This window comes from Kitasatospora sp. NPDC094016 (genome assembly GCF_040304045.1).
In the GTDB taxonomy this organism is placed as follows: Bacteria; Actinomycetota; Actinomycetes; order Streptomycetales; family Streptomycetaceae; genus Kitasatospora.
Genome location: NZ_JBEOUK010000030.1, coordinates 79435 through 102451, shown reverse-complemented (window position 1 = coordinate 102451; position 23017 = coordinate 79435). Strand labels below are relative to the sequence as shown.

General features: G+C 76.0%; 15 protein-coding genes. 2 read left to right on the top strand and 13 right to left on the bottom strand.

Annotation, left to right across the window (positions count from 1 at the left end):
* Positions 1-539 precede the first annotated feature (539 nt).
* The 10 genes from ABT015_RS25385 to ABT015_RS25340 all read right to left on the bottom strand — a co-directional run bounded on the left by ABT015_RS25385 (position 540) and on the right by ABT015_RS25340 (position 17691).
* On the bottom strand, positions 540-1427 hold the full coding sequence (locus tag ABT015_RS25385) for a hypothetical protein (protein WP_350882830.1): 888 nt from the start codon (positions 1425-1427) through the stop codon (positions 540-542).
* A 121-nt stretch (positions 1428-1548) separates the two neighbouring features.
* Positions 1549-4440: a condensation domain-containing protein gene (locus tag ABT015_RS25380; RefSeq protein WP_350882828.1), complete on the bottom strand. Its 2892-nt coding sequence runs from the start codon at positions 4438-4440 to the stop codon at positions 1549-1551.
* Positions 4437-6254, bottom strand: coding sequence for a non-ribosomal peptide synthetase (locus ABT015_RS25375; RefSeq protein ID WP_350882826.1), 1818 nt, complete (start codon positions 6252-6254; stop codon positions 4437-4439). Before ABT015_RS25375 ends, ABT015_RS25380 begins: the two co-directional genes overlap by 4 nt.
* A gap of 74 nt (positions 6255-6328) precedes the next feature.
* Positions 6329-8119 carry an amino acid adenylation domain-containing protein gene (locus ABT015_RS25370; protein WP_350882824.1) on the bottom strand — a complete coding sequence of 597 codons (1791 nt, stop codon included), beginning with the start codon at positions 8117-8119 and terminating at the stop codon, positions 6329-6331.
* A 58-nt stretch (positions 8120-8177) separates the two neighbouring features.
* Complete coding sequence (locus ABT015_RS25365; RefSeq protein ID WP_350882822.1) at positions 8178-9353, bottom strand: acyl-CoA dehydrogenase family protein; 1176 nt, start codon at positions 9351-9353, stop codon at positions 8178-8180.
* Positions 9350-12460 (bottom strand): non-ribosomal peptide synthetase, encoded by a 3111-nt coding sequence (locus tag ABT015_RS25360; protein ID WP_350882820.1) that lies wholly within the window; start codon positions 12458-12460, stop codon positions 9350-9352. The genes ABT015_RS25365 and ABT015_RS25360 overlap by 4 nt, the downstream gene beginning before the upstream one ends.
* Positions 12461-12762: 302 nt before the next feature.
* Positions 12763-14037, bottom strand: coding sequence for an amino acid adenylation domain-containing protein (locus ABT015_RS25355; protein ID WP_350882818.1), 1275 nt, complete (start codon positions 14035-14037; stop codon positions 12763-12765).
* Positions 14038-14111: 74 nt separating this feature from the next.
* Positions 14112-15404 (bottom strand): MFS transporter, encoded by a 1293-nt coding sequence (locus tag ABT015_RS25350; RefSeq protein WP_350882816.1) that lies wholly within the window; start codon positions 15402-15404, stop codon positions 14112-14114.
* Positions 15405-15793: 389 nt separating this feature from the next.
* Positions 15794-16882, bottom strand: coding sequence for a PP2C family protein-serine/threonine phosphatase (locus ABT015_RS25345; RefSeq protein WP_350882814.1), 1089 nt, complete (start codon positions 16880-16882; stop codon positions 15794-15796).
* Between the two features lie 155 nt (positions 16883-17037).
* Positions 17038-17691: a maleylpyruvate isomerase family mycothiol-dependent enzyme gene (locus ABT015_RS25340; RefSeq protein ID WP_350882812.1), complete on the bottom strand. Its 654-nt coding sequence runs from the start codon at positions 17689-17691 to the stop codon at positions 17038-17040.
* 71 nt (positions 17692-17762) lie between these two features.
* On the opposite strand from ABT015_RS25340, the gene ABT015_RS25335 reads away from it, so the two are divergent.
* Positions 17763-18725 (top strand): LysR family transcriptional regulator, encoded by a 963-nt coding sequence (locus tag ABT015_RS25335; RefSeq protein WP_350882810.1) that lies wholly within the window; start codon positions 17763-17765, stop codon positions 18723-18725.
* A gap of 63 nt (positions 18726-18788) precedes the next feature.
* Here ABT015_RS25335 and ABT015_RS25330 read toward each other — a convergent pair whose 3' ends face one another.
* Positions 18789-19931, bottom strand: a complete 1143-nt coding sequence (locus tag ABT015_RS25330; protein ID WP_350882808.1) for an erythromycin esterase family protein — start codon at positions 19929-19931, stop codon at positions 18789-18791.
* 90 nt (positions 19932-20021) lie between these two features.
* Here ABT015_RS25330 and ABT015_RS25325 point away from each other — a divergent pair, with 90 nt between their 5' ends.
* Positions 20022-20828 carry a TioE family transcriptional regulator gene (locus ABT015_RS25325; protein WP_350882845.1) on the top strand — a complete coding sequence of 269 codons (807 nt, stop codon included), beginning with the start codon at positions 20022-20024 and terminating at the stop codon, positions 20826-20828.
* Between the two features lie 41 nt (positions 20829-20869).
* On the opposite strand, the gene ABT015_RS25320 is transcribed toward ABT015_RS25325, so the two are convergent.
* Together ABT015_RS25320 and ABT015_RS25315 are read right to left on the bottom strand one after the other, a co-directional pair.
* A complete protein-coding gene (locus ABT015_RS25320) occupies positions 20870-21733 on the bottom strand; it encodes an AfsR/SARP family transcriptional regulator (RefSeq protein ID WP_350882806.1) in 864 nt (287 codons plus the stop codon).
* 235 nt (positions 21734-21968) lie between these two features.
* On the bottom strand, positions 21969-22622 hold the full coding sequence (locus ABT015_RS25315) for a ScbR family autoregulator-binding transcription factor (RefSeq protein ID WP_350882804.1): 654 nt from the start codon (positions 22620-22622) through the stop codon (positions 21969-21971).
* Between the last annotated feature and the right edge of the window lie 395 nt (positions 22623-23017).

Sequence of the window (23017 nt, the reverse complement as noted above, 5' to 3'; positions counted from 1 at the left end):
CCCGACAACCGCTCCGCCACCCGCCGACCGGTCTTACCCGTCCCACCCACCACCAGCACCACACCAGCACCGACCGGAAGATCCACAACACCCTTGGCAACCACAGCAGCCACCCCATTCGGAGAAGAAGTCGACGAAACCAGCGGACCCGGGCGGTTCTGCGAACCCCTCGCGTCCGTCCTCATGTCCACCAGTCAAGTCCACTCCGGGCCGGCGAACCATAGCCTCCACACTCACATCCATGCGCGAGCGTCTACCGTCCCCCGGTGTGCCCCGCCCCGGGTCCTGTCCGGCCGGACAGGACCCGGGGCGGGTCTGCTTCGCCATCCACCAGAACACACCCAACCCGCCACGAACCACCCGCCTTGAGGCGGTCTCCAGTGGATCTCCAGCGCCGGCACACCGCCGCCACACCCCGGCCCGGGCCACCGCGAGCGGAGGGGTGCGCGCCGGGTGGGACGGGAGACCGGCCCGGAGTCCAGGCCTAACGCGCGCCCGGGTGGGCGGGGGTGGCCGGCACCGGGTGAGCCGGCGGCGGCTCAGGGCAGCAGCAGGCCAGGGACGAGGACCAGGCCGACCAGGCCCGCGACCAGGGTCGGCAGGCCGGTGACGCCCATCCACACGAGGTGGCCGGCGAGCCCGCCCGGCGTGTCCGCCGACAGCCGGCCGGGCACCACCAGGACCGTACGGGGCCGCGCCACGTCCTGCACGTCGGCGGCGCTGCACTCGTGCCGCTGCGCCGTGCCGAGCTGGTCGGTCACCCGGTAGGTGTACCGGAGTGTGCGCCGGGTGCTGCGGGAGTGGCCGCGGACGTCGTGCACCCGGTACTCCCCGAGGTAGGAGCCGGTGAACTCCGCCGGGCGGAGCTCGCCGAGTGCCTGCTGCTGGCGCCAGTAGCGGAGCTGCCAGGGCAGGTTCGCCGCCCAGGCGGCGCTCACCCACCAGGCGGTGAAGCCGGCCCAGACGAACCCGGCCCGCACGGGGTGGCCGAGCAGGGCCAGGGCGACGGACTCGGTGAGGCAGCCGGTGAACAGGGCGAGGAGGCCGAGCTGCCAGCCGGCGGGCCGCAGCGGCCTGGGCCGCCGGAACGGTTCGACGCGGATCCGCGTCCGGTCGGCCGGGGCCTCGGCGAGCCGTTTCAGCCGTTGCGCGTTGATGGCGTCGGCGAACGCCTGGGCCTTGGCGTCGGTCGTGCCCAGGCGGAATTCGGAGCGCTCGCCGCGCCCCGGCGGGTCGACCTCGACGCACAGGTCCCAGAGCACGCCCCGGCCGGGGACGGCGTGCACCCGGCGGATCCGGCCGTAGGGGATGTGGAAGGCCTCCGGTTCCTCCTGCCACACCAGCGCGGATCCGGTCATCCGCACCGAGCGCCGGCCGAACCAGGTGCGGAGTTCCCTCGGCGGTGCGAGTACTGCCTGCCCGGCCATCGCTGTTCTCGTGCTCCCCGTGACGTGATCTCGGCCGCGTGATCATATAGCCGCGGCGGTTCCCTCCAACGGCCGTGGCGGCCGGCCTGAGGCCGGCCGCCACGACGCGGAGCGGTGCAGGTCAGCCGACCATCGCCGCCAGGACGGTGCGCCAGTCCTCGCCGGGCTCGGGGCTCAGCGGGGCGGCGAGGGTCTCGGCGCGGTAGTGCCAGGGGCGCCGGAGTTCGGGATCGGCGTCGGGGCGCAGGTCCAGCGGGCTGCCGGAGTCGAGCAGGCGCACGAGCTCGCCGGTGAAGTCCGCCCAGGAGACGTGCCCGTTGACGGCGTTGACGATCCGGCCGGCCGCCGGGTTGCCGTCCGCGACGCAGGCGGCGAGCGCGCGGGCCAGGGCGGCGGAGTGCACCCAGGCGGCGCCGTACCAGGTGGAGCGGTCGCCGGGGGCGGGGGCGGGGGCGGGCAGGGCGATCGGTCGGCCGGCCAGGGCGGCCTGGTAGAGGTCGCCGGTGGAGCCCCAGCGGAGCTGGTCGCGCAGGCGCTGGTGCGGGCCCCAGACGATCGGGGCGCGGACCACGGTGGCCGGGCCCCGGCCGCCGGCGGCCGCCTCGAACAGGATGCGCTCGCAGTCCAGCTTGGCCTGTCCGTAGGGGCTGACTGGTTCGCCGGTCGGGCCGCCTTCGCGGATGTCGGTGCCGGACGGGCGGCCGTAGGCGTCGATGCTGCTGACGAAGACGAACGGGCCGCCGCGCCAGCCCTCGGCCAGGGCGCGCATCGCGGCGAGGTCGACGGCGTGCTCGGTGAAGGTGCAGGCGGAGTGGATGACGGCGTCGACGCCCTCGACCGCGCGGCGCAGGCTGTCGAGGTCGGCGAGGTCGCCCTCGGCCAGTTCGGCGCCGTGCAGGGCGGGCAGGTGGGCGGACTCGGGCCGGACCAGGGCCCGGACCGGGCGGCCCTGGGCCATCAGTTCCTGGAGGACGGCCGCGCCGACACCGCCGGTGGCGCCGGTGAGCAGCACGGTGCCCGCGCGGGTGCGGGCGCCCGGGCGGGAGCCGGTGCGGGCGGGGGCGGCGCGGCGCTCGTCCTCGCGGGTGGCGAGCAGGGCGGCGAGGGCGCGCGGGGTGCGCTGTTCCAGCACGTCCAGGCCGGTGAGCGGCAGGCCGGTGCGGGTGCGCAGGCGTTCGGCGAGTTGGACGGCGACCAGGGAGTGGCCGCCGAGGGCGAAGAAGTCGCCGTCGGCGGGCGGGGTGGTGCCGAGCAGTTCGCCGAAGGCCGTCCGGACGGTGTCGAGCGGGCCGGACCGCTCGGGGGCGGTCGGGGCCGCGCCGGGCAGCCGGCCGCGGTCCGGGGTCCCGTCGGCGTGCCGGGGCAGCCGGTCCAGCAGGGTGACGGCGGCCGGCAACTGGGCGGGGGCGAGGTGGCGGCGCAGGGCGGCGCGCAGTTCGACGCCGGTCGGGGCGACCGGGCCGCGCACCACGGCGTAGGCGATCGGCGGGCCGTCGGCGGTCTCGACGACGGCCGCCTCGACCACCCGGGGGTCGGCCGACAGTGCGGCGAGGGCCGGGTGCTGGGCGGTGGCCAGGCGGGTGCCGGGGAGCGCGGAGAGGGGCTGGTCGGGGTCGGCGGCGACGGCGGCGAGCAGGTCCGCGAAGGCGGTGAGCAGGTGCTCGGCGGTGGTCTCGTCGAGGGCGTCCCGGTCGTGCTGGACCAGGCAGCGCGGCTGCGGGCCGTCCTCGACCAGCAGGGCGAGGCCGAACTTGGCCAGGCCCAGGTCGAGTTCGACGTCCTCGGCGGTGAGGCCGGGCAGCGTGAGCGGCTCGGCGGGGTGGACGAGGTCGCAGCTGACGGAGAGCAGCGGGGTGCCGTCGGCGCCGCGGGCCGCCGCGCCGAGCCGCTCGACGATCAGGTCGAACGGGATCTCGTGGTGCTGCTGCGCGTCGAGCAGCGCGGTCCGGGTCCGTCCGAGCACCTCGGTGAAGGTGGGGTCGCCGGCCAGGTCGGTGCGGACCGCGAGGGTGTTGACGCCGAGGCCGACGGTGCGGCGCAGTTCGGGCCGCAGGCGCTGGCCGCTGGCGCAGCCGAGGGTGAGGTCGGCCTGGTCGGCGGCGGTGCGCAGGGTGGCGAAGGCGGCGGCCAGGACGACGGCGAACAGGGTGGCGCCGTGCCGGGCCCCGAGCCGGCGCAGGCCCTCCACGGTGGCGGGGGCGAGCGGGGCGGTGTGCAGGGTGGCCCGGCGCTCGCGCGCCCCGGGCGGGGTGGGTCGCAGCAGCGGCAGCGGGCGGGCGCCGGCCAGGTGCCGGGCGCGGGCGTCGGCGGCGCTGGTGAGTTCGGCGTCGCGGGTGCGCTCCTCGCGGGCGTACTCGGCGTACGACGGTCCGGGCGGCGGGAGTTGGGGCGCCACGCCGTCGCGGGCGGCAACGTAGAGGGCGGCCAGGTCGGCGGCGAGGACGGGCAGCGAGCCGCCGTCGACGGCGATGTGGTGGATGTTCAGGAGCAGGGTGTGGTCCTGCGGGCCGTGCTTCAGCAGCAGGGCGCGCAGAACCGGACCGGTGGCGAGGTCGAAGGGGCGGGCGGCCTCGGCGGCGAGCAGGGCGGGGGCGTTGTTCCCGGCGCCGTTCTCCCAGGTGGCGTCCACCGTGCGCAGCGGCACCGGGGTGACCGGGTCGGTCTGCTGGTGGGGCTGGTCGCCCTGGCGGCCGTAGCGGGTGCGCAGGACGGCGTGGCGCTCGGTGAGGCCGGTGAGGGCGGTCGCGAGGGCGTCGGGGTCGAGCGGTCCGCGCAGGCGGGTGGCGAGCGGGACGTTGTAGAGGGCGCCGCCCTGGCCGAGGTGGTCCATCAGCCACATCCGCTGCTGGGCGTGCGAGAGCGGGGCGGGGCCGGTCGGGCCGTCGCCCTGTCCGGCCGGCGCGCTCTGCGGGGCCGCCGGGCGCCCGCCCGCGGCGGGGCGGTTGCGGCGGGCGCGGCGCAGCAGGTCGGCCTGGTCGGCGGTCTGGTCGACGGCCGGGTGCTCGGCGGTCATCGGGTGGCTCCTTGCGGGGTGTCGTCGTGCGCGGCGCGCAGGGCTCGTTCGAGCAGGTCGGCCTGGCCGGCGACGGTGGGGTGGCCGAGGAAGTCGGCGAGCGAGAGTTCGACGCCGAGGTCCTCGCGGAGGTCGTCGACGACCCACATGGCGAGCAGCGAGTGGCCGCCCTCGGCGAGGAAGTCGGCGGCCGGGTCGGTGATCGGGCGTTCCAGGGCGCGGGTCCAGGCGGCGGCGACGGCCTGCTGGATCGGGGTGAGGGCGGCGGCGGTGCCCGGACCGTCGGCGGCCGTCTCGTCGGCGGCGGCGAGGGCGCGGCGGTCGATCTTGCCGGTGCTGGTCAGCGGCAGGGCGGGGAGTACGGTCCAGGCGGTGGGCACCAGGTGGGCGGGCAGCCGGTCGGAGAGCCGGGCGCGGAGGGTCTCGACGGCCGGTCGGCTGCCGTCGGCGAGGACCAGGCAGGCGGCGAGAGCGGTGTCGGTCCGGCCGGGCCGGCGGACCACGACGGCCGCTTCGGCGACCTCGGGGAACTGCAGCAGCGCGTGCTCGACCTCGCCGGGTTCGATCCGGAAGCCGCGGACCTTCACCTGGTCGTCGGTGCGGCCGTGGAACTCCAGTGCGCCGTCGTGGCGTTCGCGGACGAGGTCGCCGCTGCGGTAGGCGCGGCCGGTGCCGGGCAGGTCGCGGAAGCGCTCGGCGGTCAGCTCCGGCCGGTCCAGGTAGCCCTGGGCGAGCCGGCCGCCGGCGATCCACAGTTCGCCGACGGTGCCGGGCGGCACCGGTGCGAGCTCCTGGTCGAGGACGAGGGTGCGGGCGCCGCCGAAGGGCCGGCCGATCGGGACCGGGCCGGTGGTGCAGTCGGCCGGGGTGATCCGGTGCAGGGTGGTGAAGGTGGTGGCCTCGGTCGGCCCGTAGACGTTGAAGAGTTCGAGCCAGGGGAAGGCGCGCAGCACCGCCCCCGCGTACTCGGGCGACAGGGCCTCGCCGCCGACGGCCAGGGTGCGCAGCACGCCGAAGATCCGGGACTGCCGGGCCGCCAGGTGGTGGAACAGGGCGGTGGTGATGAACACGGTGGTGACGCCGAACCGCTCGATGTCGCGGACGAGTTCCTCGGCGGTGGGCCGGTCGGCCGGCGAGACGGCGACGGCGGCGCCGCGCGCCAGCGGGGCCCACAGTTCGAAGGTGGAGGCGTCGAAGCTGATCGTGGAGTGGAACAGGACCCGGTCGCGGGGGCCGAGCGTGAACGCGTCCTCGGCGGTGACCAGGTCGGCGACGGCGCTGTGCGGGACGATGACGCCCTTGGGCCGGCCGGTGGAGCCCGAGGTGTAGAAGAGCAGGGCGGTCGCGGCCGGGTCGGCGGCGTCGGGTGCGGCCGCGGCGACGGCGTCGGGGCCGTGCCCGGCCGGGGCGGTGGGCTCGGCCAGGACGAGGGTCGAGGTCAGCGCGAGGGTCTGCTCCTCGGCGAGTCCGGCCTCGGCGAGGAGCGTCTTGTCGCCGAGGACGAGCCGGACTCCGGCGTCCCCGGTCATCTCGGCGATGCGCTGGCGCGGGTAGGCCGGGTCGAGCGGGACGACGTGGGCGCCGGTCCGCCAGATCGCGAGCTGGGCGACGACCAGGCGGGTGGAGCGGGCGCAGAGCAGGCCGACCGCGCTGCCGGGGCCGATCCCCCGGGCGGTCAGGGTCGCGGCCAGCCGGGCCGAGGAGTCGAGCAGCTGGCGGTACGTCAGGACGGTGGAGCCGTCGGTCACGGCGAGGGCGTCGGGGCGCTCCTGGGCGTGCCGGGCGATCAGGTCCGGGAGGGTCGCGGTGGGCATGGTGGTTCCCTTCCGGGCGCCCCGGCCGCGAACGGCCGGGGCGCCCTGCGCAGGTCGTACGGGCGGGCGGGCGGTCAGACGGCGGCGGCGGTCGGCTGCCGCTCCGCCACCAGCCGGGCGACGGCCCGCAGGTCGGGCTGGCGCAGCACCAGGGGCGCGCGCAGCCGCACCCCGCACTCCTCCTCCAGGGCCTCCAGCAGCCGTGCGGCGGCGAGCGAGTTGCCGCCCGAGGCGAGGAAGTTGTCGCCGGGCCCGAGGTCGGCGCGGCCGAGCAGGTCGCGGCACAGGCGCAGCACGGTGCGCTCGGTGGTCGTGGCGCCCTCCTCCGCCGCGACCGGCTCGTCCGCGGCCGGGGCGAGGAGCAGGGCGGCGCGGTCGACCTTGCCGTTGGCGTCCAGCGGGAAGGTGTCGACCAGGCGGACGGCCGACGGGACGGCCTGCTCGGGCAGCCACGGGCGGACCGCCGCCAGCAGCTCGTCGGCGCCGGCGGCCGAGGATCCCTCGGCGGTCTGGACGAAGGCGAGCAGCCGGACGCCGCCGGTCGGCGCAGGGGCGGGGGCCACCACGGCCCGGTGCACCCGCGGGTCGCGCTCGAACGCGGCCTCGACCTCGGCGGGTTCGACCCGGACGCCGCTGACCTTGACCTGGTCGTCGAGCCGGCCGTGGAACTCCAGCACGCCGTCGGCGCGCATCACCACCCGGTCGCCGCTGCGGTAGACCCGGTCGATGCCGTCCACGCCGGGCGGCACGCCGACGAAGCGCCGGGCGGTCAGCTCGGGGTCGAGGTAGCCGGCGGCCAGGCCCCGGCCGCCGATGCGCAGTTCGCCGGCCTGGCCGCGCGGCACCGGCCGGCCCTCCTCGTCGGTGACCAGGACGACGGCCCCCGGGACGGGCAGCCCGATCGGCGGCGCGCCGGCGCCGTGGTCGAGGCCGGGCGCCATGGTGTGCACGGTGGTGGTGACGGTGGCCTCGGCGGGACCGTAGGCGTTGTGGACGGTCGCGGTGACGTCCGGGCCGGGGGCGCGGCGCAGCCGGTCGCCGCCGATGGTGAGGTGGCGCAGTGCCAGCCCGTCGGGCCACGCGCGCGCCAGGATCGGTTCGGCGAGCGGGGTGGGCAGGATGCTGACGGTGACGCCGGCCTCGCGCCACCAGTCGGTGAGCGCGCCCGGGTCCCAGCGGACGGCCTCGGGGGCGAGGGTGAGCGCGGCGCCGGAGGTGAGGGTGGCCCACAGCTCCAGGACGTGCGGGTCGAAGGACACGCCGATCAGCAGGCTGTGCCGCTCGCCGGGGCCGAGGCCGGTCAGCTCGCGGTACCAGTGGAGCAGCGCGCCGAGGGCGGGTTCGCCGACGGCGACGGCCTTGGGGGTGCCGGTCGAGCCGGAGGTGAGTACCGCGTAGTGGGTGCCGGCGGGCACGTGGACCTGCTCGCCGGGGACGAACGCGGCGACCACGTCGCCGGTCGGGTCCAGGTCGAGCGCCAACTGCTCGCCGCTCTGGGGAAGTCGGGCCGGGTCGCCGACCAGGCAGGCGGGCCGCAGCTGCTCGGCGACGGCCTGGAGCCGGCGCTCGCCGGGGCGCGGGCCGAGCGGCAGGTGGACGGCGCCGAGCTTGGCGGTGGCGAGGGTGACGGCGGCCAGGGCGGCGGAGTGGCCGAGGCAGACGCCGACCAGGTCGCCGGGGCGGATCCGGTCGCGCAGCGCCGCGGCCACCGTGTCGGCGAGGCGGTCGAGTTCGGCGTAGCTGTAGGTGCGGGCGCCGTCGATCAGGGCGGGCGCGTCCGGGGTCCGGTGCACCCAGGTGGCGAACAGGTCGAGGACCGCGCCGTCCTGGTGCGGGTGGCCGTATTCGATGCTCAGGGTTTCCATCATCGTCTCCAGGTGGTTCAGGCCGTCGACAGGCTGTTGACAGACCGTTGACGGACTGTCAGTTCAGGCCCATGGAGCGGGCGATGATCACCTTCTGGACCTCGGAGGTCCCCTCGATGATCGTGGTCATCCGCACGTAGCGGTACAGGAACTCCAGCGGGTGGCCTCGCACCCAGCCGGTGGCGCCGTGCACCTGGAGCGAGCGGTCCACCGCGCGCACGGCGGTCTCGGAGGCGGTGAGCTTGGCGAGCGCCGCGTTCTCCGGCGCCTCGGTGCCGTCGTCGACCAGCCGGGCGCAGGCGAGGGTGAGCAGCTTGGAGCACTCCACCTCGGCCCGGGTGGCCACCAGGTGTTCCTGGACGTGCTGGTACTCGCCGATCACCTTGCCGAAGGCGCGCCGCTCGCGGGCGTACTCGACGCCCATGCGCAGCGCGTACTCGGCGATGCCGTTGCACATCGCGGCGACGACCAGGCGGCCCCGGGAGAGGCTGTCCATGGCGAGGGCGGTGGCCGCGCCGACGCCCTCCTCGCCGCCGATCACGGCGTCGGTGGAGACGGTGACCTGGTCGAGCAGCAGCTCGAACAGCGGTTCGCCGGACATGCCCTCGTAGCGCTGGCCGATCCGCAGGCCGGGCTGGTCGATCGGGAGGACGAAGGCGGTGGCGCCGGCGGTGGGCCCGGCTCCCTCGCCGAGGTCGGTGGCGGTGACGACGAGCACCAGGCCGGCCCGGTCGGCGTTGCTGACGAAGGTCTTGCGGCCGTTCAGCACCCAGCCGTCGGCGGTGCGCACGGCGGTGGTGGTGAGCCGGAACGCGTCGGAGCCGGCGTGCGGCTCGGTGAGGGCGAGGCAGCGGGTCTGCTCGCCGCGCACCAGCGGCACGAGGTGCTGCTCGATCTGCTCGGGGGTGCCGTGCCGCAGCAGCGGGCTGGGGCCGTCGGAGCCGGCCAGGGCGTACGGCGCGAGCGGGCAGCCGCTGCGCCCGGCGGCGTGGTGCAGCAGGACGACGGCGGTGAACGGCATGTCGGCGCCGCCGAGTTCCTCGGGGTAGTCGCCGGCGTAGAAGCCGAGGGCGGCGGAGCGCTTGCGGACGTAGGCGCGCAGTTCGGCGGGCACCTCGTCGGCGGTCTCGGGCAGTTCGGCGGCCAGCGGGACGAGCTCGCGGCGGACGAAGCTCTCGAAGGCGTCGACGAGTTCGCGGTGGGCGTCTTCGAGGACGGCGGAGGGGGCGCTCATGCGCGGTCTGCCTTTCCGGGGTGCTGGCCGGTGAGGGCGCTGGCCTGGTCGGCCAGGACGGCGTGGCGGAACAGGGTGCGCAGCGGCGGGCGGCTGCCGAGGTGCGGCTCCAGCCAGGCGGCGAGCTGGGCGGCGAGCAGCGAGTGGCCGCCGACCTCGAAGAAGTGGGAGTCGGCGGTGAAGCGGTCGTGGCCGAGCACCTCGCGCCAGGCGGCGGCGATCAGTTCCTGGCCGGGGTCGGCGAAGGCGCTCTCGGCGGCCGGGGCGGCCTCCTGGGCGGGGGCCTCGTCGGCGAGCCGGGCGAGGGCGGCGCGGTCGGGCTTGCCGCCGGGCAGGGTGGGCATCGTCTCGACGGCCGTCCAGGTGGCCGGGACGAGCCCGCCGGGCAGCCGCTGGGCGAGCGCCGCGTGCAGGGCGGCCTGGTCGGGGCGGTCGGCGCCCTCCAGGAAGCCGATCAGGCGCGGACCGGCCTGCGGGTCGGTGTGCAGCACCACCGCGCAGGAGCGGCCGCCGAGTTCGGCGGAGGCCGCGGCCTCGATCTCCTCCAGTTCGATCCGGTGTCCGCGCAGCTTGACCTGGTTGTCGGCGCGGCCGAGGAAGCTCAGCCGGCCGCGCAGGTCGCGGTAGCCGCGGTCGCCGGTGCGGTAGACGCGCTCGCCGCCGAGGGCGGGCACGGTGACGAAGCGGGCCGCGGTCGGCTCCGGCAGGCCGAGGTAGCCATCGGCCAACAGGGCTCCGCTGACGGCGAGTTCGCCGACGCAGCCGGCCGGGAGCGGGCGCAGCGCCTCGTCCAGGACGTGCACGCGCACGCCGTCCAGTTCGGCGCCGAGCGGGATCTCGCCGTCCTCGGCCACGTCGGCGGCGGTGACCTCGTACACGGTGGAGGTGACGGTGGCCTCGGTGACGCCGTAGGCGTTCAGCACGGTGGTGGCCTCGATCAGGCCGGTCAGCGCGCGGGCGGGCAGGCGCTCGCCGCCGAGGACGAGCAGCCGGGGCGCCCAGCGGCCGTCGCGCAGCGCCTCGCGCAGGTCCTCGCGGACGGCGAGCAGGTAGCTGGTCGGCAGGTTGGCGACGGTGACGCCGCGGGCGGCGAGCACGGCGACGAGCTCGGGCCCGGTGGGCACCTCGCGCTGCGGCACGACCAGGGCGGCGCCGGCGGCGAGCGCGGGCAGCACCTCCTCCAGCGCCACGTCGAAGGACGGGCGGGCGAACAGCAGCACCCGGTCGGCGGGGGTCAGTTCGTAGCGGGCGGCGATCGCGGCGACGTACCCGGCGAGCGCGTCGCGGCCGACCAGGACGGGCTTGGGCACGCCGGTGGAGCCGGAGGTGTGGATCAGGTAGGCGGCGCCGTCCACCACTGCGGCGGGCTCGGCCTTGGGGAAGGCCGGACCGTCCAGCAGCGCGGGGGTGACGCCTTCGGCGGGCAGGGCGAGCGCGCTCTGCCGGGTGGCCAGCACCAGGGCCGGGGCCAGCCGGTCCAGCAGCAGGCCGAGCCGGGCCGCCGGGTCCTCGGCGGACAGCGGCGCGTACACGGCGCCGTACCGCAGGCAGGCGAGCAGGGCGACGACGCTGTCCACGCCGCGCGGCAGCACGGCGGCGACCGGCTGGCCGGGGGTGACGCCGGCGGCGCGCAGGCGTTCGGCCAACTGGGTGACGCGGCGGTCGAGCTCGCCGTAGCTGAGGCGCTCGGTGCCGGCGATCATCGCGATGGCCGTGGGGTCGTGGGCGGCGGCCGGGTCGAGACCGGCCCGGGCGACGGCGGTGGCGGGTTCGGCGGCCGGGGCCGGGTCGAGCGCGGCCAGCGTGGCCTCGGGCCGGTCGAGGTAGCAGCGCAGCAGCTGGAGCAGGCGGTCGGCCAGCAGGGTGGCCTCGGCCTCGCCGAACAGGTCGGCGTCGTAGTCCCAGACCAGGGTCATCCCGGCGCCGCCGTGCTTCTCGCCGACCACCCGACGGTCGTCGGGCAGCAGCACCAGGTCGAGGTCGAAGCGGGTGGTGCCGGTGTTGAAGCCCTCGTAGAGCGAGACTTCGAGACCGGGCGCCTGGACGTCCGGCAGCGCGGCGTCGTGCGCGCTGAACATCACGTTGAACAGCGGGTTGTCGGCGCCGCCGGTGTGCAGGCCGAGTCGGCGGGTCAGCTCCTGGACGGGCAGGTCCTGGTAGGGCAGGGCGCGCAGCAGGACGTCGGTCACCTCGTCGACGGCCTCGGTGCCGGGGGCGGTCGGGTCCAGCCGCAGGTGCAGCGGCACGGTGTTCACGAACATGCCGACGGTGCCCTCGAAGCCCTCCGGGCGGTTGCCGACGGCGGTGCCGACGACGAGTTCGCGGTGCCCGGAGTGCCGGCGCAGCAGTTCGGCGAAGAGCGTGAGCAGGGTGCTGAACGGGGTGTGCCCGTCCTCCTTGCTGCGGGTGCGCAGCCGCTCGGCGAGGTCGGCGCCGATCGCCTGGCGCATCTGGCCGCCGCGGTGGCGGCGCACCGCGCCGGGGTTGGCCAGCCCGGGCAGGGTGACCTCGCGCGGGGCGTCGGCCAGCTCCCGCAGCCAGAAGGCGAGCGCGCGCTCGCGGGCGTCCGGGTCGACGGCCGTGCGGGCGTGCTGCTCGTACGAGGGCGCCTCCGGCAGCTGGTAGGGCTCGCCGAGGACGTGGGCGCGGTAGACGGTGAACAGGTCGCGCAGCAGGATCGCGAAGGAGTGGCCGTCGTGGACGAGGTGGTGCTCGACGTGGATCAGCCGGTGGTGGTCCGTGCCGAGGCGCACCAGGTGCCAGCGCAGCACCGGCGCCTTCTCGGTGTCCACCGGCTCCTCGGCCTCGGCGGCCAGCAGCTCGCGGAAGGTGGCCTCCGGGTCGGCCTCGGCGGCGAAGTCGCTGCGGCGCAGCGTCGGTTCGCAGTGCTCGGCGACCCGCTGGCCGGGCAGGCCCTCCGGGCGGGCGACCAGTTCCAGGCGCAGGCCCGGGTGGTGTGCGAGGACGGCGGCGAGTCCGGCGTGCAGCGCGTCCTCGTCGAGGGTGCCCCAGAGGTCGAGCACGGCGGTGAAGTTGTACGCACGACTGCCGGGCAGCATCTGCTCGTGCAGCCAGACGATCTCCTGCGAGGAGGAGAGCGCAAACATCGGTGACTCCCTTGTGTGGTGGGCGTGTTGGCCCTGCGGTGGCGGGGCGGGCGTGGATGGCCCGGCCCTGGTTCCGAGCGCGCCGGGGTGGTGGCGCGGCCCGGCGGTCGGTGTGGGGGCTCGGTGGCGGCTTCGGTCCGGGTCAGGTCAGGCGTCCGGGGCGGGCGTCCTGATGCGGACGTCCGGTGCAGGCCCGGTACGGCTTCGGGTCGGGTCCGGGGCGGCTTCGGGTCGGGTCCGGATCAGGCGTCCGGAGCGGGCGTGCGGATCAGGCGTCCGACGCGGGGTCAGGCTGGGGCGGGTCAGGCCGTCCGCAGGTGGCGGCGCAGCGTGGCGAGCAGGTCGTCGAAGGCGGCGGTGGCGGCGTCCTCGGGGAACCGTTCGCGGTCCCAGGCGAGGCGCACCAGCAGGTCGTCGCCGTGCGAGGCGGCGACCGCGAACGGCGCGGCGAGCGGGCGCCCGGCCAGGTGGAGCTCCCGACCGGGCACGCCGCCGAACACCAGCGGCGGGCGGCGGTGCAGGTCCTCCAGGGTGAGCATGCCGTCAAGGGCTCCCGTCCACGGGGCGCCGGCGGTGCGGGCGGCCCGGACCACCTCGTCGAACGGGGTGTCGGCGTGGTCGAGGTCGTCCCACCAGGCGTCGGCGAGGTCCTCCAGGTCGGCGGCCGCGCCGGGTGCGGCGGGGTGCACCAGGGTGTTGAGGAAGCAGCCGAGCGCGGCGGGCGCGCCGGGCGGGCGGCCGCCCCACGGGTAGCCGAGGGCGAGCTGCCCGTCGGTCCGGTGCAGCCGGTGGGCGGCGGCCGCGGTGGCGTCCAGCAGGGCGGGGAAGATGGCGGTGCGGGCAGCCCCCTCGGCGGCGGGCAGCCGGTGGCTGAGCATGCCGGTGGAGCCGGCCGCTCCCCCGCCCGTCCCGGTGACGCCGCCGAGTCGGCGGCCCCAGTGGGCCTGTGCGGCGGGGCCGCCGGCGGCGTCCTCGGCGGCCAGTTGCCGTTCGACGGCCTCCCGGTAGGCCGCCAGGGCGTCCTGGTCGGGGGCGGCGACGGCCTCCTGGGCGTGGTCGTCCCGGGCGTAGGCGTCGGTGAGGTCGGCGGTCAGGATGCCGAGCGACTGCTCGTCGCAGGCCGCGTGGTCCACCGCGAGGGCGAGCAGTTCCTCCTCGCCGTCCGGCTCCCGGGCCACCAGCAGGCGCAGCGCGGGCCCGTCGGCGGGCCAGTCCAGCAGGGCCTCGCGCAGGGCGGAGCGGGCGGTGCCGCCGGGCGGGACGGCGATCCGGGCGGCCTCGGCCGAGGGGGCGCCGACCCGCAGGACGGGTGTGCCGCGCACCGTCCCGAAGCCGCCGCACAGCGCCGGGTGCCGGGCGGCGGTGGCGGCGGCGGCGCGGGCCAGCCGGGGCAGGTCGAGGGTGCCGCCCGGGTAGGCGTGGAACAGCGGGACGACCTCGGGCCGGCCCTGCGGCGCGAGCCTGCGGGTGATCAGGAAGCGCCGCTGGGCGCCGGTGAGCGGGAGCAGGTCCATCGGGGAGTCGGCGGCGGCGGAACGGTACCGGGCGAGGTAGGCGGCGGTGATGCTGGCGTGCACGGAACGGTCTCCGGTTTCCGGTCTCGGTTCGGTTCGGACGTCAGGCGGCGGGGCTCGTCGGGCGGCCGGGTGCGTCAGGCCGCGGGGCTCGCGACGGGCTCCTCCCCGGCCGTGGCGGCGGTGTCCGCCGGGAGGTCCCGCAGCCGGCGCAGCGGCGACAGCAGCAGCGGCACCGGGACGAGCAGGAAGCCCGCCGCGCACAGCCACAGCGCGGCGCGCGGTCCGGCCGCGTCGGCGACGGTGCCGCCGACGAGCGCGCCGATCGGCAGCGTGCCCCAGACCAGGAAGCGCATGGTGGCGTTCATCCGGCCGAGCAGCTCCGGCGGGCACAGGCTCTGCCGGAAGCTCACCTGGGCGACGTTGTAGGCCACCGCGCCGAACAGCACCACCGCCGAGGCGATCCCGAACAGCACCACGCCCGCGCCCCGGCCGGACAGCGGCCACAGCAGCGCGAACGGCGCCGTCACCACGGTGGCGAGCCAGATCAGCCGGGCCTGGCCGAGCCACGCCGCCAGCCGCCCCGCGCACAGCGCCCCGGCCAGGCCGCCGACGGCGGAGGCCGACAGCAGCAGGCCGATGGCGCCCGGCGCGAGGTCGAGCACCCGCACCCAGAACACCGTCTGCACGGCCGCCAGCACGGCGGCGAACAGGTTGGACACGGCGGTCGCGGCGGCGATCGAGCGCAGCAGCGGGTGCTTGAGCACGAAGCGCACGCCCTCGGCGACCTCGGCGCGCAGCGACCGTCCGGGCGCCGGCTCCGGGCGGGGCTCCTCGACCTTGATCCGGGCGAGCAGCAGGGCGGAGGCGAGGTAGCCGACGGCGTCGGCCACGATGGCGAGCGACGCGCCGAGCAGTTGGACCAGGCCGCCGCCGAGCCCTGGCCCGACGATCTGCGCCGAGGAGCGGACCGTCTCGATCGCGCCGTTGCCCCCGACCAGTTGCTCGCGCGGCAGGACGGACGGCAGGAAGGACTGGTGGGCGACGTCGAAGAAGACCGTCGCCACCCCGGTGACCAGCGCCACCAGGTAGAGCTGGGCCATGGTCAGCACGCCGAGCGCGGCGGCCGGCGGGATCGACCCGACGGCGAGGCAGCGCACCACGTCGGCGCGGATCAGCACCGGGAGCTTGCGCATCCGGTCCAGCCAGGCGCCGGCCGGCAGGCCGACCAGCAGGAACGCGGCGGTCTCGGCGGCGGTCAGCAGGCCGACCTCGAAGGGTGTGGCATCGAGCACCACCACCGCCACCAACGGGAGCGCGACCAGGGTCACCTGGCTGCCCGTCTGGGCCGTCGCGGCTCCGGTGAGCAGGAGTCGGAAGTCGCGGTGGCCGAGCAGTCGGTCGCGGCGGGGGCTTGGCGTCTCGTTCATCAGTGCGACTTTCGGTCACCACTTCGCTACTGGGCAAGCATCGCGTCCGTTTCCGGACGAACCACGGGTCGGCCCTATCGCGCCACTCCCGCGACCTGCCCTTACGGCCCCCATACGGCCGAGCACGCTCCCGCCGGGACGTCCGCGCAGGCCGCCGACCAGGGGCGGACCACTCGCGCGGCCACCCGGCGCACGGCGGGCCCCGCACGTCCAATTCGCCGTCCGCTATGCGGGCATTCGCATTCCGGCCACCGGACGCCGTCACTCAACTTGGCTGGATCATGCGAAACACTGACTGCCCGTCACCTGATCGTGATATCAGCCGCTCCGCGGGAGGCCGTGGGAAGAAGCACCCGCGCCGCCGAACGGGCCGGACCGGGCCCCGCCGCTCAGTCCGCCTCCCGGCAGGTCACCGCCAGCACCGCCATGTCGTCGTCCCGCGGCCCGCCCGTCCACCGCTCCACGTCCGCCACCAGCGCGTCGACGGCCTCCCGGGGGCCGTCGAACGGGCCGAGCGGGCCCAGGGCGAGCAGCGGATCGTAGAACTCCCCGGCCGCGTCCCGGGCCTCCGTCACCCCGTCGGTCACCAGCAGCAGCGTGCACCCCGGCGGGAACGGCCGGGTCTCCGGCGCCGGCCGGGCCACGCCCAGCGAGCCCATCCCGAGCGGCAGCCCCGGGTCGGGGGCGTCCAGCCGGCGCACCGCCTCCGGGCCGCCCAGCAGGTACGGCCCCGGGTGCCCGCAGTCGAGCGTGCGCACGACGTCCTCACCCGGCGGGAACTCGACCAGCAGCGCCGTGATGAACCCCTCCAGCCTCACCTCCTCGGCCAGCAGCGTGCTCTCCCGGGTCAGCGCCCGCTCCAGCCCGTCGGCCAGCGCCGCGAGGTCCGGCGCCCGGTGGGCGTCCTCCCGGAACGCGCCGAGCAGCACCGACACCGCGCCGACCGCCTGCAGCCCCTTGCCCCGCACGTCCGCGATCAGCACCCGTACGCCGTACGGGGTCGCCTGCAGCGCGTACGCGTCGCCGCCGATCAGCGCCTCGGTCTGCGCCGCCCGGTAGCAGGCGGCGACCGACAGCCGGCCCACCCGCGCGGGCGGCTCGGGCAGCACCGCCCGCTGGGCGGCCTCGGCCACCGACCGGACCTGGGCCAGCCGCTCCCCGTGCCGGGCGACGACGCGGTTGACCCAGACGCCGAGCAGCGCGGCGAAGGCCGTGTTCACCAGCTCCAGGTAGCCGTCCTGGGTGCCGATCGAGCCGTCCCGCACGGCCAGCACGAGGATGCCGGTCACGTTGGCGACACCCACCGCGAGGGTGTCCCGCAGGGTCAGCAGGGCGCCGGTCAGGACGGCGGCGGCCGCGAGGAGCGGGTCGCCCCAGTAGTCGGCGGGATCCAGGGAGTTCCAGACGAGCCCGGCGACGATCAGCAACCACGGCGCGAACCGCACGTACGGCGGCCACTGCTCGGACCTCGGGGCCATCGGAGACCTTGCTTCCCGTCTCACCACCTATCCGGAATGGGCGATTCCGATCCTAGCCACCCCTGCGCGCCCCCGCGCGCGCCCGACTGCGCCGGGGGAAGCGAACCGCGCGGTGGCGCCCCTCGGCCACCGGGGCCGGGGGCGGGGCGCGCCCGCTACCCGTCCAGGGTGAACCGCCCCGCGCCCGGGCCCGCGAGGAGGCCGGGCGGCAGCCGGCGCCCGTAGGTGAGCAGCAGGAGGTGTTCGGCCCGGCCCTCCACCACGGCCGGGCCCTCGCCGTACGCCCAGGCGGTGTCGGTGGCCCGCAGGTGGACGCCGTCGAGTCGGGCGCCGAAGAAGCGCAGGCTGCGGCGGGAGACGGTGGCGAGCAGGGCGGTGACCCGAGGCGGCGGGAGGCGCGAGGGCAGGCCGAGCGCGGTGGTGATGTCGAGGCCGTGGACGACGTCGTGGGCGAGGGCGGCGATCCGGCCGCCGACCGGAGGGCGCCAGGGGTGTTCGGCGTGGTCGGCGAGGGCGGCGGCGAGTTGGCGGTCGGTGAGGGCGGCGGCGTCGCGGCGCGCCACCCGGTCGGTCATCCGGTGGAGGGAGCCGCCGGCCCGCACGAGGTCCGCGAGGTTGCGGGCGGTGGAGTGGCGGAAGCCGGTGCTCATGTGGGCGGCGACCTCGCGAACGCGCCAACCCGCGCACAGCGAAGGGGAGTTCCACTGGTCCCGGGAGAAGGTGGTGAACACCTCGGCGAGTTCTCGGCGTTCGGCCGCGATCTGCTCGCGGACCCAGTCGACGGCCTGGTCGTGCTGCACGGTTCCCATGCCTCCAGCCTGCGGCCGGGGCCCTCCGTACGTCCAAGACCGGGGAGTTCTTCCACCTATCATCGGAAGTTATGGAACTCCGGCAGCTCCAGTACTTCGTCACCGTGGCCCAGCAGGGCAGCTTCACCCGCGCCGCCGAACTGCTGCACCTCACCCAGCCCGGGGTCAGCGCACAGATCCGGCAGCTGGAGAAGGAGTTGGGCCACCGGCTGCTGGACCGCGGCGGGCGCGGCGTCCGGCTCACCCCGGTCGGCGAGGCGGTGCTCCCGCACGCGCGGGCGGCGCTCACCTCCGCCGCGGCGGCGCGGCAGACGGCGCAGGACTTCGGCGGACTGCGGCGCGGACACGTCCGACTCGGGCTGGTCTCCGGGGCAGCCCTGGGTCCTGTCCCGCCGGCCGGGGCGGACGGCCTCCCCGGACTCGCCACCACGCTCGCCGCGTTCCGCCGCGACCACCCGGGCATCGACCTCTCGCTGGCCGAGGACGGTACCGCGCGGATGCTCGGCGCCCTGCGCGAGGGGCGGTTGGACCTCGCCGTGATCGGCCTTCCCACCGCCGCGAGCGGACGGGACGAGGACGACGGCTGGCGGACGCTGGCCGGGCTCGCCCTGCACACCGTGCTGGAAGCCCCACTGGTCGCCGCCTTCACCGGGCACCACCCGCTGGCCGGCGGACCGGACGGCCCCCTGCCGGTCGCCGCGCTGGCCGGGCACGCCCTGCTGAGCACCCCGCGCGGCACCGGCCTGCGGACGGCGTTGGAGCAGGCCCTGGCCGCGATCGGGGCACGCCCCACGGTCGCGGTCGAGGCGGCCGCCCCGCCGCAGCTGGCCGAACTCGCCGCGCACGGGCTGGGCGTGGCCGTGCTGCCGGATCCGCCGCCCGCCGCCGGGCTGCGGATCCGGCCGCTCACCGACCCCGTCCCGCTGGTGCGGATCGCGCTGGCCTGGCCGACCGGCCGCCCCACCGCGCCGCCCACGGCCGCGCTCCTGGAGCACTTGCGGACGACCTATCCGGGCCCGGGGCCGCGTACCTGACGCTGCCGGGGGTCCGTCCTCCGCAGGCCGCCGTCGGAACGCGACAGCGGTGGTGCCGTCGCGTCAGAGCGCGGCGGTGGCCCCGTCGCCGATGTGCAGGATCGCGTCGGCCCCGTCGAGGACCGCCCGGTCGAGCGGGAAGTAGCCCTGCTCGGGCGTGGTGTCGGTGCGCGTCCGGCCACCGGCGGCCGCACCGGGCTCGGCCAGCCCCCAGGCGGCGGCCCCGCGCTGGAGCGCGCCCTCGTGGGTGTCCGGCTCGGGCTCCTGGAGCCCGACGGCCGCGCTGCGGCCCAGGCTGCCGGGGACGAAGGTGTACGGCTCGTCCAGGGAGTCCAGGATCGCGCCGACGCCGCTCCAGGCCAGATTCAGGTCCGCCAGGCGCATGGCGCTCGGCTGCCGCTGCAGGTGGAGGTTGTGGGCGAAGACGAGGGTTCCCCCGCGCCGGGCCTCGCCGCTGCGGATGTCGAGGAGGTTCTGGGCCATCAGCACGTCCCGGGTGCCGAGGAGGCCGGACAGCCGGGCCCCCGGCTCCAGGCGCTCGGCCGACTGCCGGTGGTAGCGGAGCAGGCCGAGGCCGGCGGTGAGGTGCGTCCTGGCCCTGAGCCACTCGGCGCGTGAGGTCGCCGCGACCAGTTCCGGGGCCCGCGCGTACAGCAGGGTGAGCAGGTCGTCGGCGATCGCCCGCAGCTTCTCCGCCTCGGCGGAGGCGCCGGGCGACATCTCCGGGTCCAGGACCGCCTCGGGGCGGCTCCAGCGCTGGTCCTCGCCGACCAGGCCGGCGAGGTCGAGGTCGAGCCCGAGGTAGTCGCGGGCGTGTTCGAGGTAGCGCCGCGGGCTGGGTGCGCTGGTGTTCTCCGTCTGCGCGTCGAAGCCGTGGAAGGCCAGCCGGTCCGCCGGCGGCCGGCTCCGGTTGTACTCGCGCATCCAGGCGACCAGCCGCCGGTTGGCGTCCAGCTCTCCGAAGCCGTGGGAGAAGCCCTCGCCCATCACCGAGTCGAGGGTGCCCACCCCCTCCTGGACGAAGTCGTTCACGGTGAGCGCGGCCACCCGGTCGGTTTCGAGGGCGATCGACCGGAATCCCCGGTCGACCAGTTGGGCGAACAGCTCGTTGCGGATCCGCGCGAAGGCCGGCTCCCGGTGGGTGGGTTCACCGAGCGCCAGCAGTGCGCATGACGAAGGGACGAGGTCTCGCAAGTCCTGACTCATGACCCTCAAGCGTATCCTTGAAAGAACGGTTGAGACTTTTCCTGCCCCGACCGCCCGATCCTCCACTGAAGTCTCAAACCGGTGACCACCATGCGCCCCTCCGACCTCGCCCGCGCGCACGGCCTCTCGGCCCAGGCCGTGCGCAACTACGAGCGGGACGGCTTCCTCCCGCCCGCCGAACGCACCGCCAGCGGCTACCGGATCTACACCGAGGTGCACGCGGCCGCGCTCGACGCCTACCGCGCCCTGGTCGCGGCGTACGGCCACGCGACCGGCGGCCGGATCATGACCGCGCTCCACCGGGGCGGGCTCGACGACGCCCTGACGGCCATCGACCGCGGCCACGGCCAACTGCTCCGCGACCGGGAGACCCTGGACGCGGTGCGGAAGGCCGTGCACCACCTGACGGCGCGGCCCGACGCGGCACGGGGCCTTGAGGCACGGGACCTCGCGGCGCGACCCGGCGCGGCGCGGGACCTCGCAGCGGATCTTGCAGCGGGCCCGTCGGCGGAGCCCGCGGTGCACGGCGCCGTCCTGAGCATCGGCGAACTCGCCCACCGGCTCGGCGTCACCCCGGCGACCGTGCGCAACTGGGAGGGCGCGGGCATCCTCACCCCCGCCCGCGACCAGGCCACCGGGCACCGCGTCTTCCGCGCCGACGACGTCCGCGACGCCGAACTCGCCCACCTGCTCCGGCGCGGCGGCTACCCGCTGGACCACATCGCCACCGTGGTCCTACAGGTGCGGTCGGCCGGCGGCACGGCCTCCCTGGCCGACGCCCTCGACGGCTGGCAGCGCAGGCTCACCGCGCAGGGCCTGACCATGCTCGACGCGGCCGCCCGGCTCGGCCACTACCTGGGCCTGACCGGCCACCCTCGGCCGGACCTGGGGTCGTAGCCCTGTCCGGCCGAACTTTCCGGGCCGCCTCCGTGGCGGGCTCAGCCGACGCGGGTGAGCCGGGTGGTGCGAGGCGGGGCCTGGTCGGCGGAGGCGACGGGACCGGCGGCACGGTCGGGCTCGGGGCGATCGGGGTTGGCGAGCAGGATGGAACGCTGGAGCCGCCGCAGTCCGGCCGAGGGCTCCATGCCCAACTCCCGCACCAGGGTGTTGCGCAGGCGCTGGTAGGCCTCCAGCGCCTCGCCCCGCCGGCCGGAGCGGTGCAGGGCGATCATGTACTGGCCGTGCAGGCTCTCGTGGGTGCGGTAGCGGTCGACCAGGACGGTGAGTTCGGCGAGCAGGACGCGGTGGCGTCCCAGCCGCAGGTCGGCCTCGATCCGCTGGTCCAGCGCGCAGAGCCGGGTCTCCTCCAACCGCCTGGCCTCGACGGCGAGTTGGCCGCCGAGCGGGACGTCGGCGAACGCCGGACCGCGCCACAGGCCGAGCGCCTCGCCCAACTGGCGGGCGGCGAGCGGGAAGTCGCCGCCGTCCATGGCCCGGTAGCCGAGGCCCGCGAGACGGTCGAACTCCTGGAGGTCGACCAGTCCGCCGCCGCTGTCGAGCCGGTAGCCGCCGGGCGAGGTCACCAGGATGTCCTTGGCTCCGCACGTTCCTCCGGCGTCACCGCGGTGGGCGAGCGCCCGGTCGATGAGGTCGCGCAGTTGGAGGACATAGGTCTGAACGGTGGTGCGCGCGCTGCGCGGCGGATGGCCGGACCACAGTTCCTCGGCGAGGACGCCCGCCGAGACGACCTGGTCGGCGCGCAGGGCCAGCAGGGCGAGCACTTGGCGTGGTTTCGGCGCCGAGGGCACCACCGACACCCCGCACACCTGGACCCCTAAGGCCCCCAACACCCGGATCTCCATGACGTCCACCCCAATCCAGACGGATCGGCGACCCCGACGGCCACCGGCCGGCCGGCGCTGCGACTACCGCACAGCCGAGCACCAGGTGCTCATCCAAAAACAGGACGGACGGTTTGTCAATACAAAACCGAACGAACTGTTTGTTTTTGAACGGACCATCGAACTCCGGACTGCGGCGACCAGCCGGACGGACCGCCGCCGCAAGTGCCGCCGCGTCAGCCCCGGGCGCAAGCCGTCAGGCGCCACCGGCACGGGCCGCCGCCAGCTCGGCCACCACCCGCCCACCCCGGTCCGAGCCCAGATCCAGCGTGGCCAGCACCCCGGGGACCGTGATGCTCGGCATCACGTGCCGGTACAGCACGGCCACCCGGCGCTCCAGATCCGCCCGGCCGGACATCTTCTGGGACTGGATCTGCACACCCGTCCAGGCACCCGTCATCAGCCACGCCGTCTCGGCCGGCAGCACGTGCGGCAGCAGCTCGCCCCGCTCGCCGGCCGCCGTCAGCACCACCTCCAGCCGGGCGATCCACCCGGGCGTGGCACCGCCGCTGAGGTCACCGAACACGTCCTGGCCGAGCGAGAGCCGCGCACCCGCGCTCAACAGCCGGTCCCGCGGCATGAGATGCGCGACGACCATCCCCAGGTCGACGAACTCCTGGAGCTTGCAATGCCGTTCGGGGATCTCGTCCTGACCGAACTGCTCCTCCACGACGCCCTGCGCGAGCTCCCGCTTCGACGCGAAGTGGAAGTACACCGCACCCCGGGTCACACCCGCGCGGGCGACCACCTCGCCGATCGTCGCCCCCTCGTACCCGTGCTCGTCGAAGACCGAGGCCGCCGCCTCCAGGATCAGCCGACGCGTCCGGATCGCCCGCTCCTGCCGCACCACCGTAACCACCCCGCCCGAAACGCTCGGCAAACAAAACCAAACACCCTGTATCTTACCCGCCGGTCAACCGGAGATCCCTCCTCCCCAGGTCGTATGCACCCGCCTTCGAGCGCCTTCGGGTGAAGGAAAACCGCGTGGACGGCACAGGGCCGGAAAGCGACCGCCACCCCTCCCCCGGCCGACAGAGCCGGAATCCGGCTCCCCACTTCCGGCCGCATCCCACCGAAAACGGCCCGCCGTGATAATGCACCTGTCACCCCACCCTTGGGGATTCCTTTGCAGGCCAGGCGGTATCCGCTCCAGGTTCGGGCCACCCGGACGGCCATCACGCGGCACCCGGAGCGACCGGCCGGCCACGCTCGGCCGCCAACGAACCTTCGTTCGGGCTCCTTGAA

Coding starts and splice junctions, on each gene's coding strand:
- ABT015_RS25375 (WP_350882826.1), bottom strand. CDS start 6,254: ATGCCCACCGCGACCCTCCCGGACCTGATCGCCCGGCACGCCCAGGAG.
- ABT015_RS25335 (WP_350882810.1), top strand. CDS start 17,763: ATGGAACTCCGGCAGCTCCAGTACTTCGTCACCGTGGCCCAGCAGGGC.
- ABT015_RS25345 (WP_350882814.1), bottom strand. CDS start 16,882: ATGGCCCCGAGGTCCGAGCAGTGGCCGCCGTACGTGCGGTTCGCGCCG.
- ABT015_RS25350 (WP_350882816.1), bottom strand. CDS start 15,404: ATGAACGAGACGCCAAGCCCCCGCCGCGACCGACTGCTCGGCCACCGC.
- ABT015_RS25330 (WP_350882808.1), bottom strand. CDS start 19,931: ATGAGTCAGGACTTGCGAGACCTCGTCCCTTCGTCATGCGCACTGCTG.
- ABT015_RS25365 (WP_350882822.1), bottom strand. CDS start 9,353: ATGAGCGCCCCCTCCGCCGTCCTCGAAGACGCCCACCGCGAACTCGTC.
- ABT015_RS25380 (WP_350882828.1), bottom strand. CDS start 4,440: ATGACCGCCGAGCACCCGGCCGTCGACCAGACCGCCGACCAGGCCGAC.
- ABT015_RS25360 (WP_350882820.1), bottom strand. CDS start 12,460: ATGTTTGCGCTCTCCTCCTCGCAGGAGATCGTCTGGCTGCACGAGCAG.
- ABT015_RS25325 (WP_350882845.1), top strand. CDS start 20,022: ATGCGCCCCTCCGACCTCGCCCGCGCGCACGGCCTCTCGGCCCAGGCC.
- ABT015_RS25320 (WP_350882806.1), bottom strand. CDS start 21,733: ATGGAGATCCGGGTGTTGGGGGCCTTAGGGGTCCAGGTGTGCGGGGTG.
- ABT015_RS25385 (WP_350882830.1), bottom strand. CDS start 1,427: ATGGCCGGGCAGGCAGTACTCGCACCGCCGAGGGAACTCCGCACCTGG.
- ABT015_RS25340 (WP_350882812.1), bottom strand. CDS start 17,691: ATGGGAACCGTGCAGCACGACCAGGCCGTCGACTGGGTCCGCGAGCAG.
- ABT015_RS25370 (WP_350882824.1), bottom strand. CDS start 8,119: ATGGAAACCCTGAGCATCGAATACGGCCACCCGCACCAGGACGGCGCG.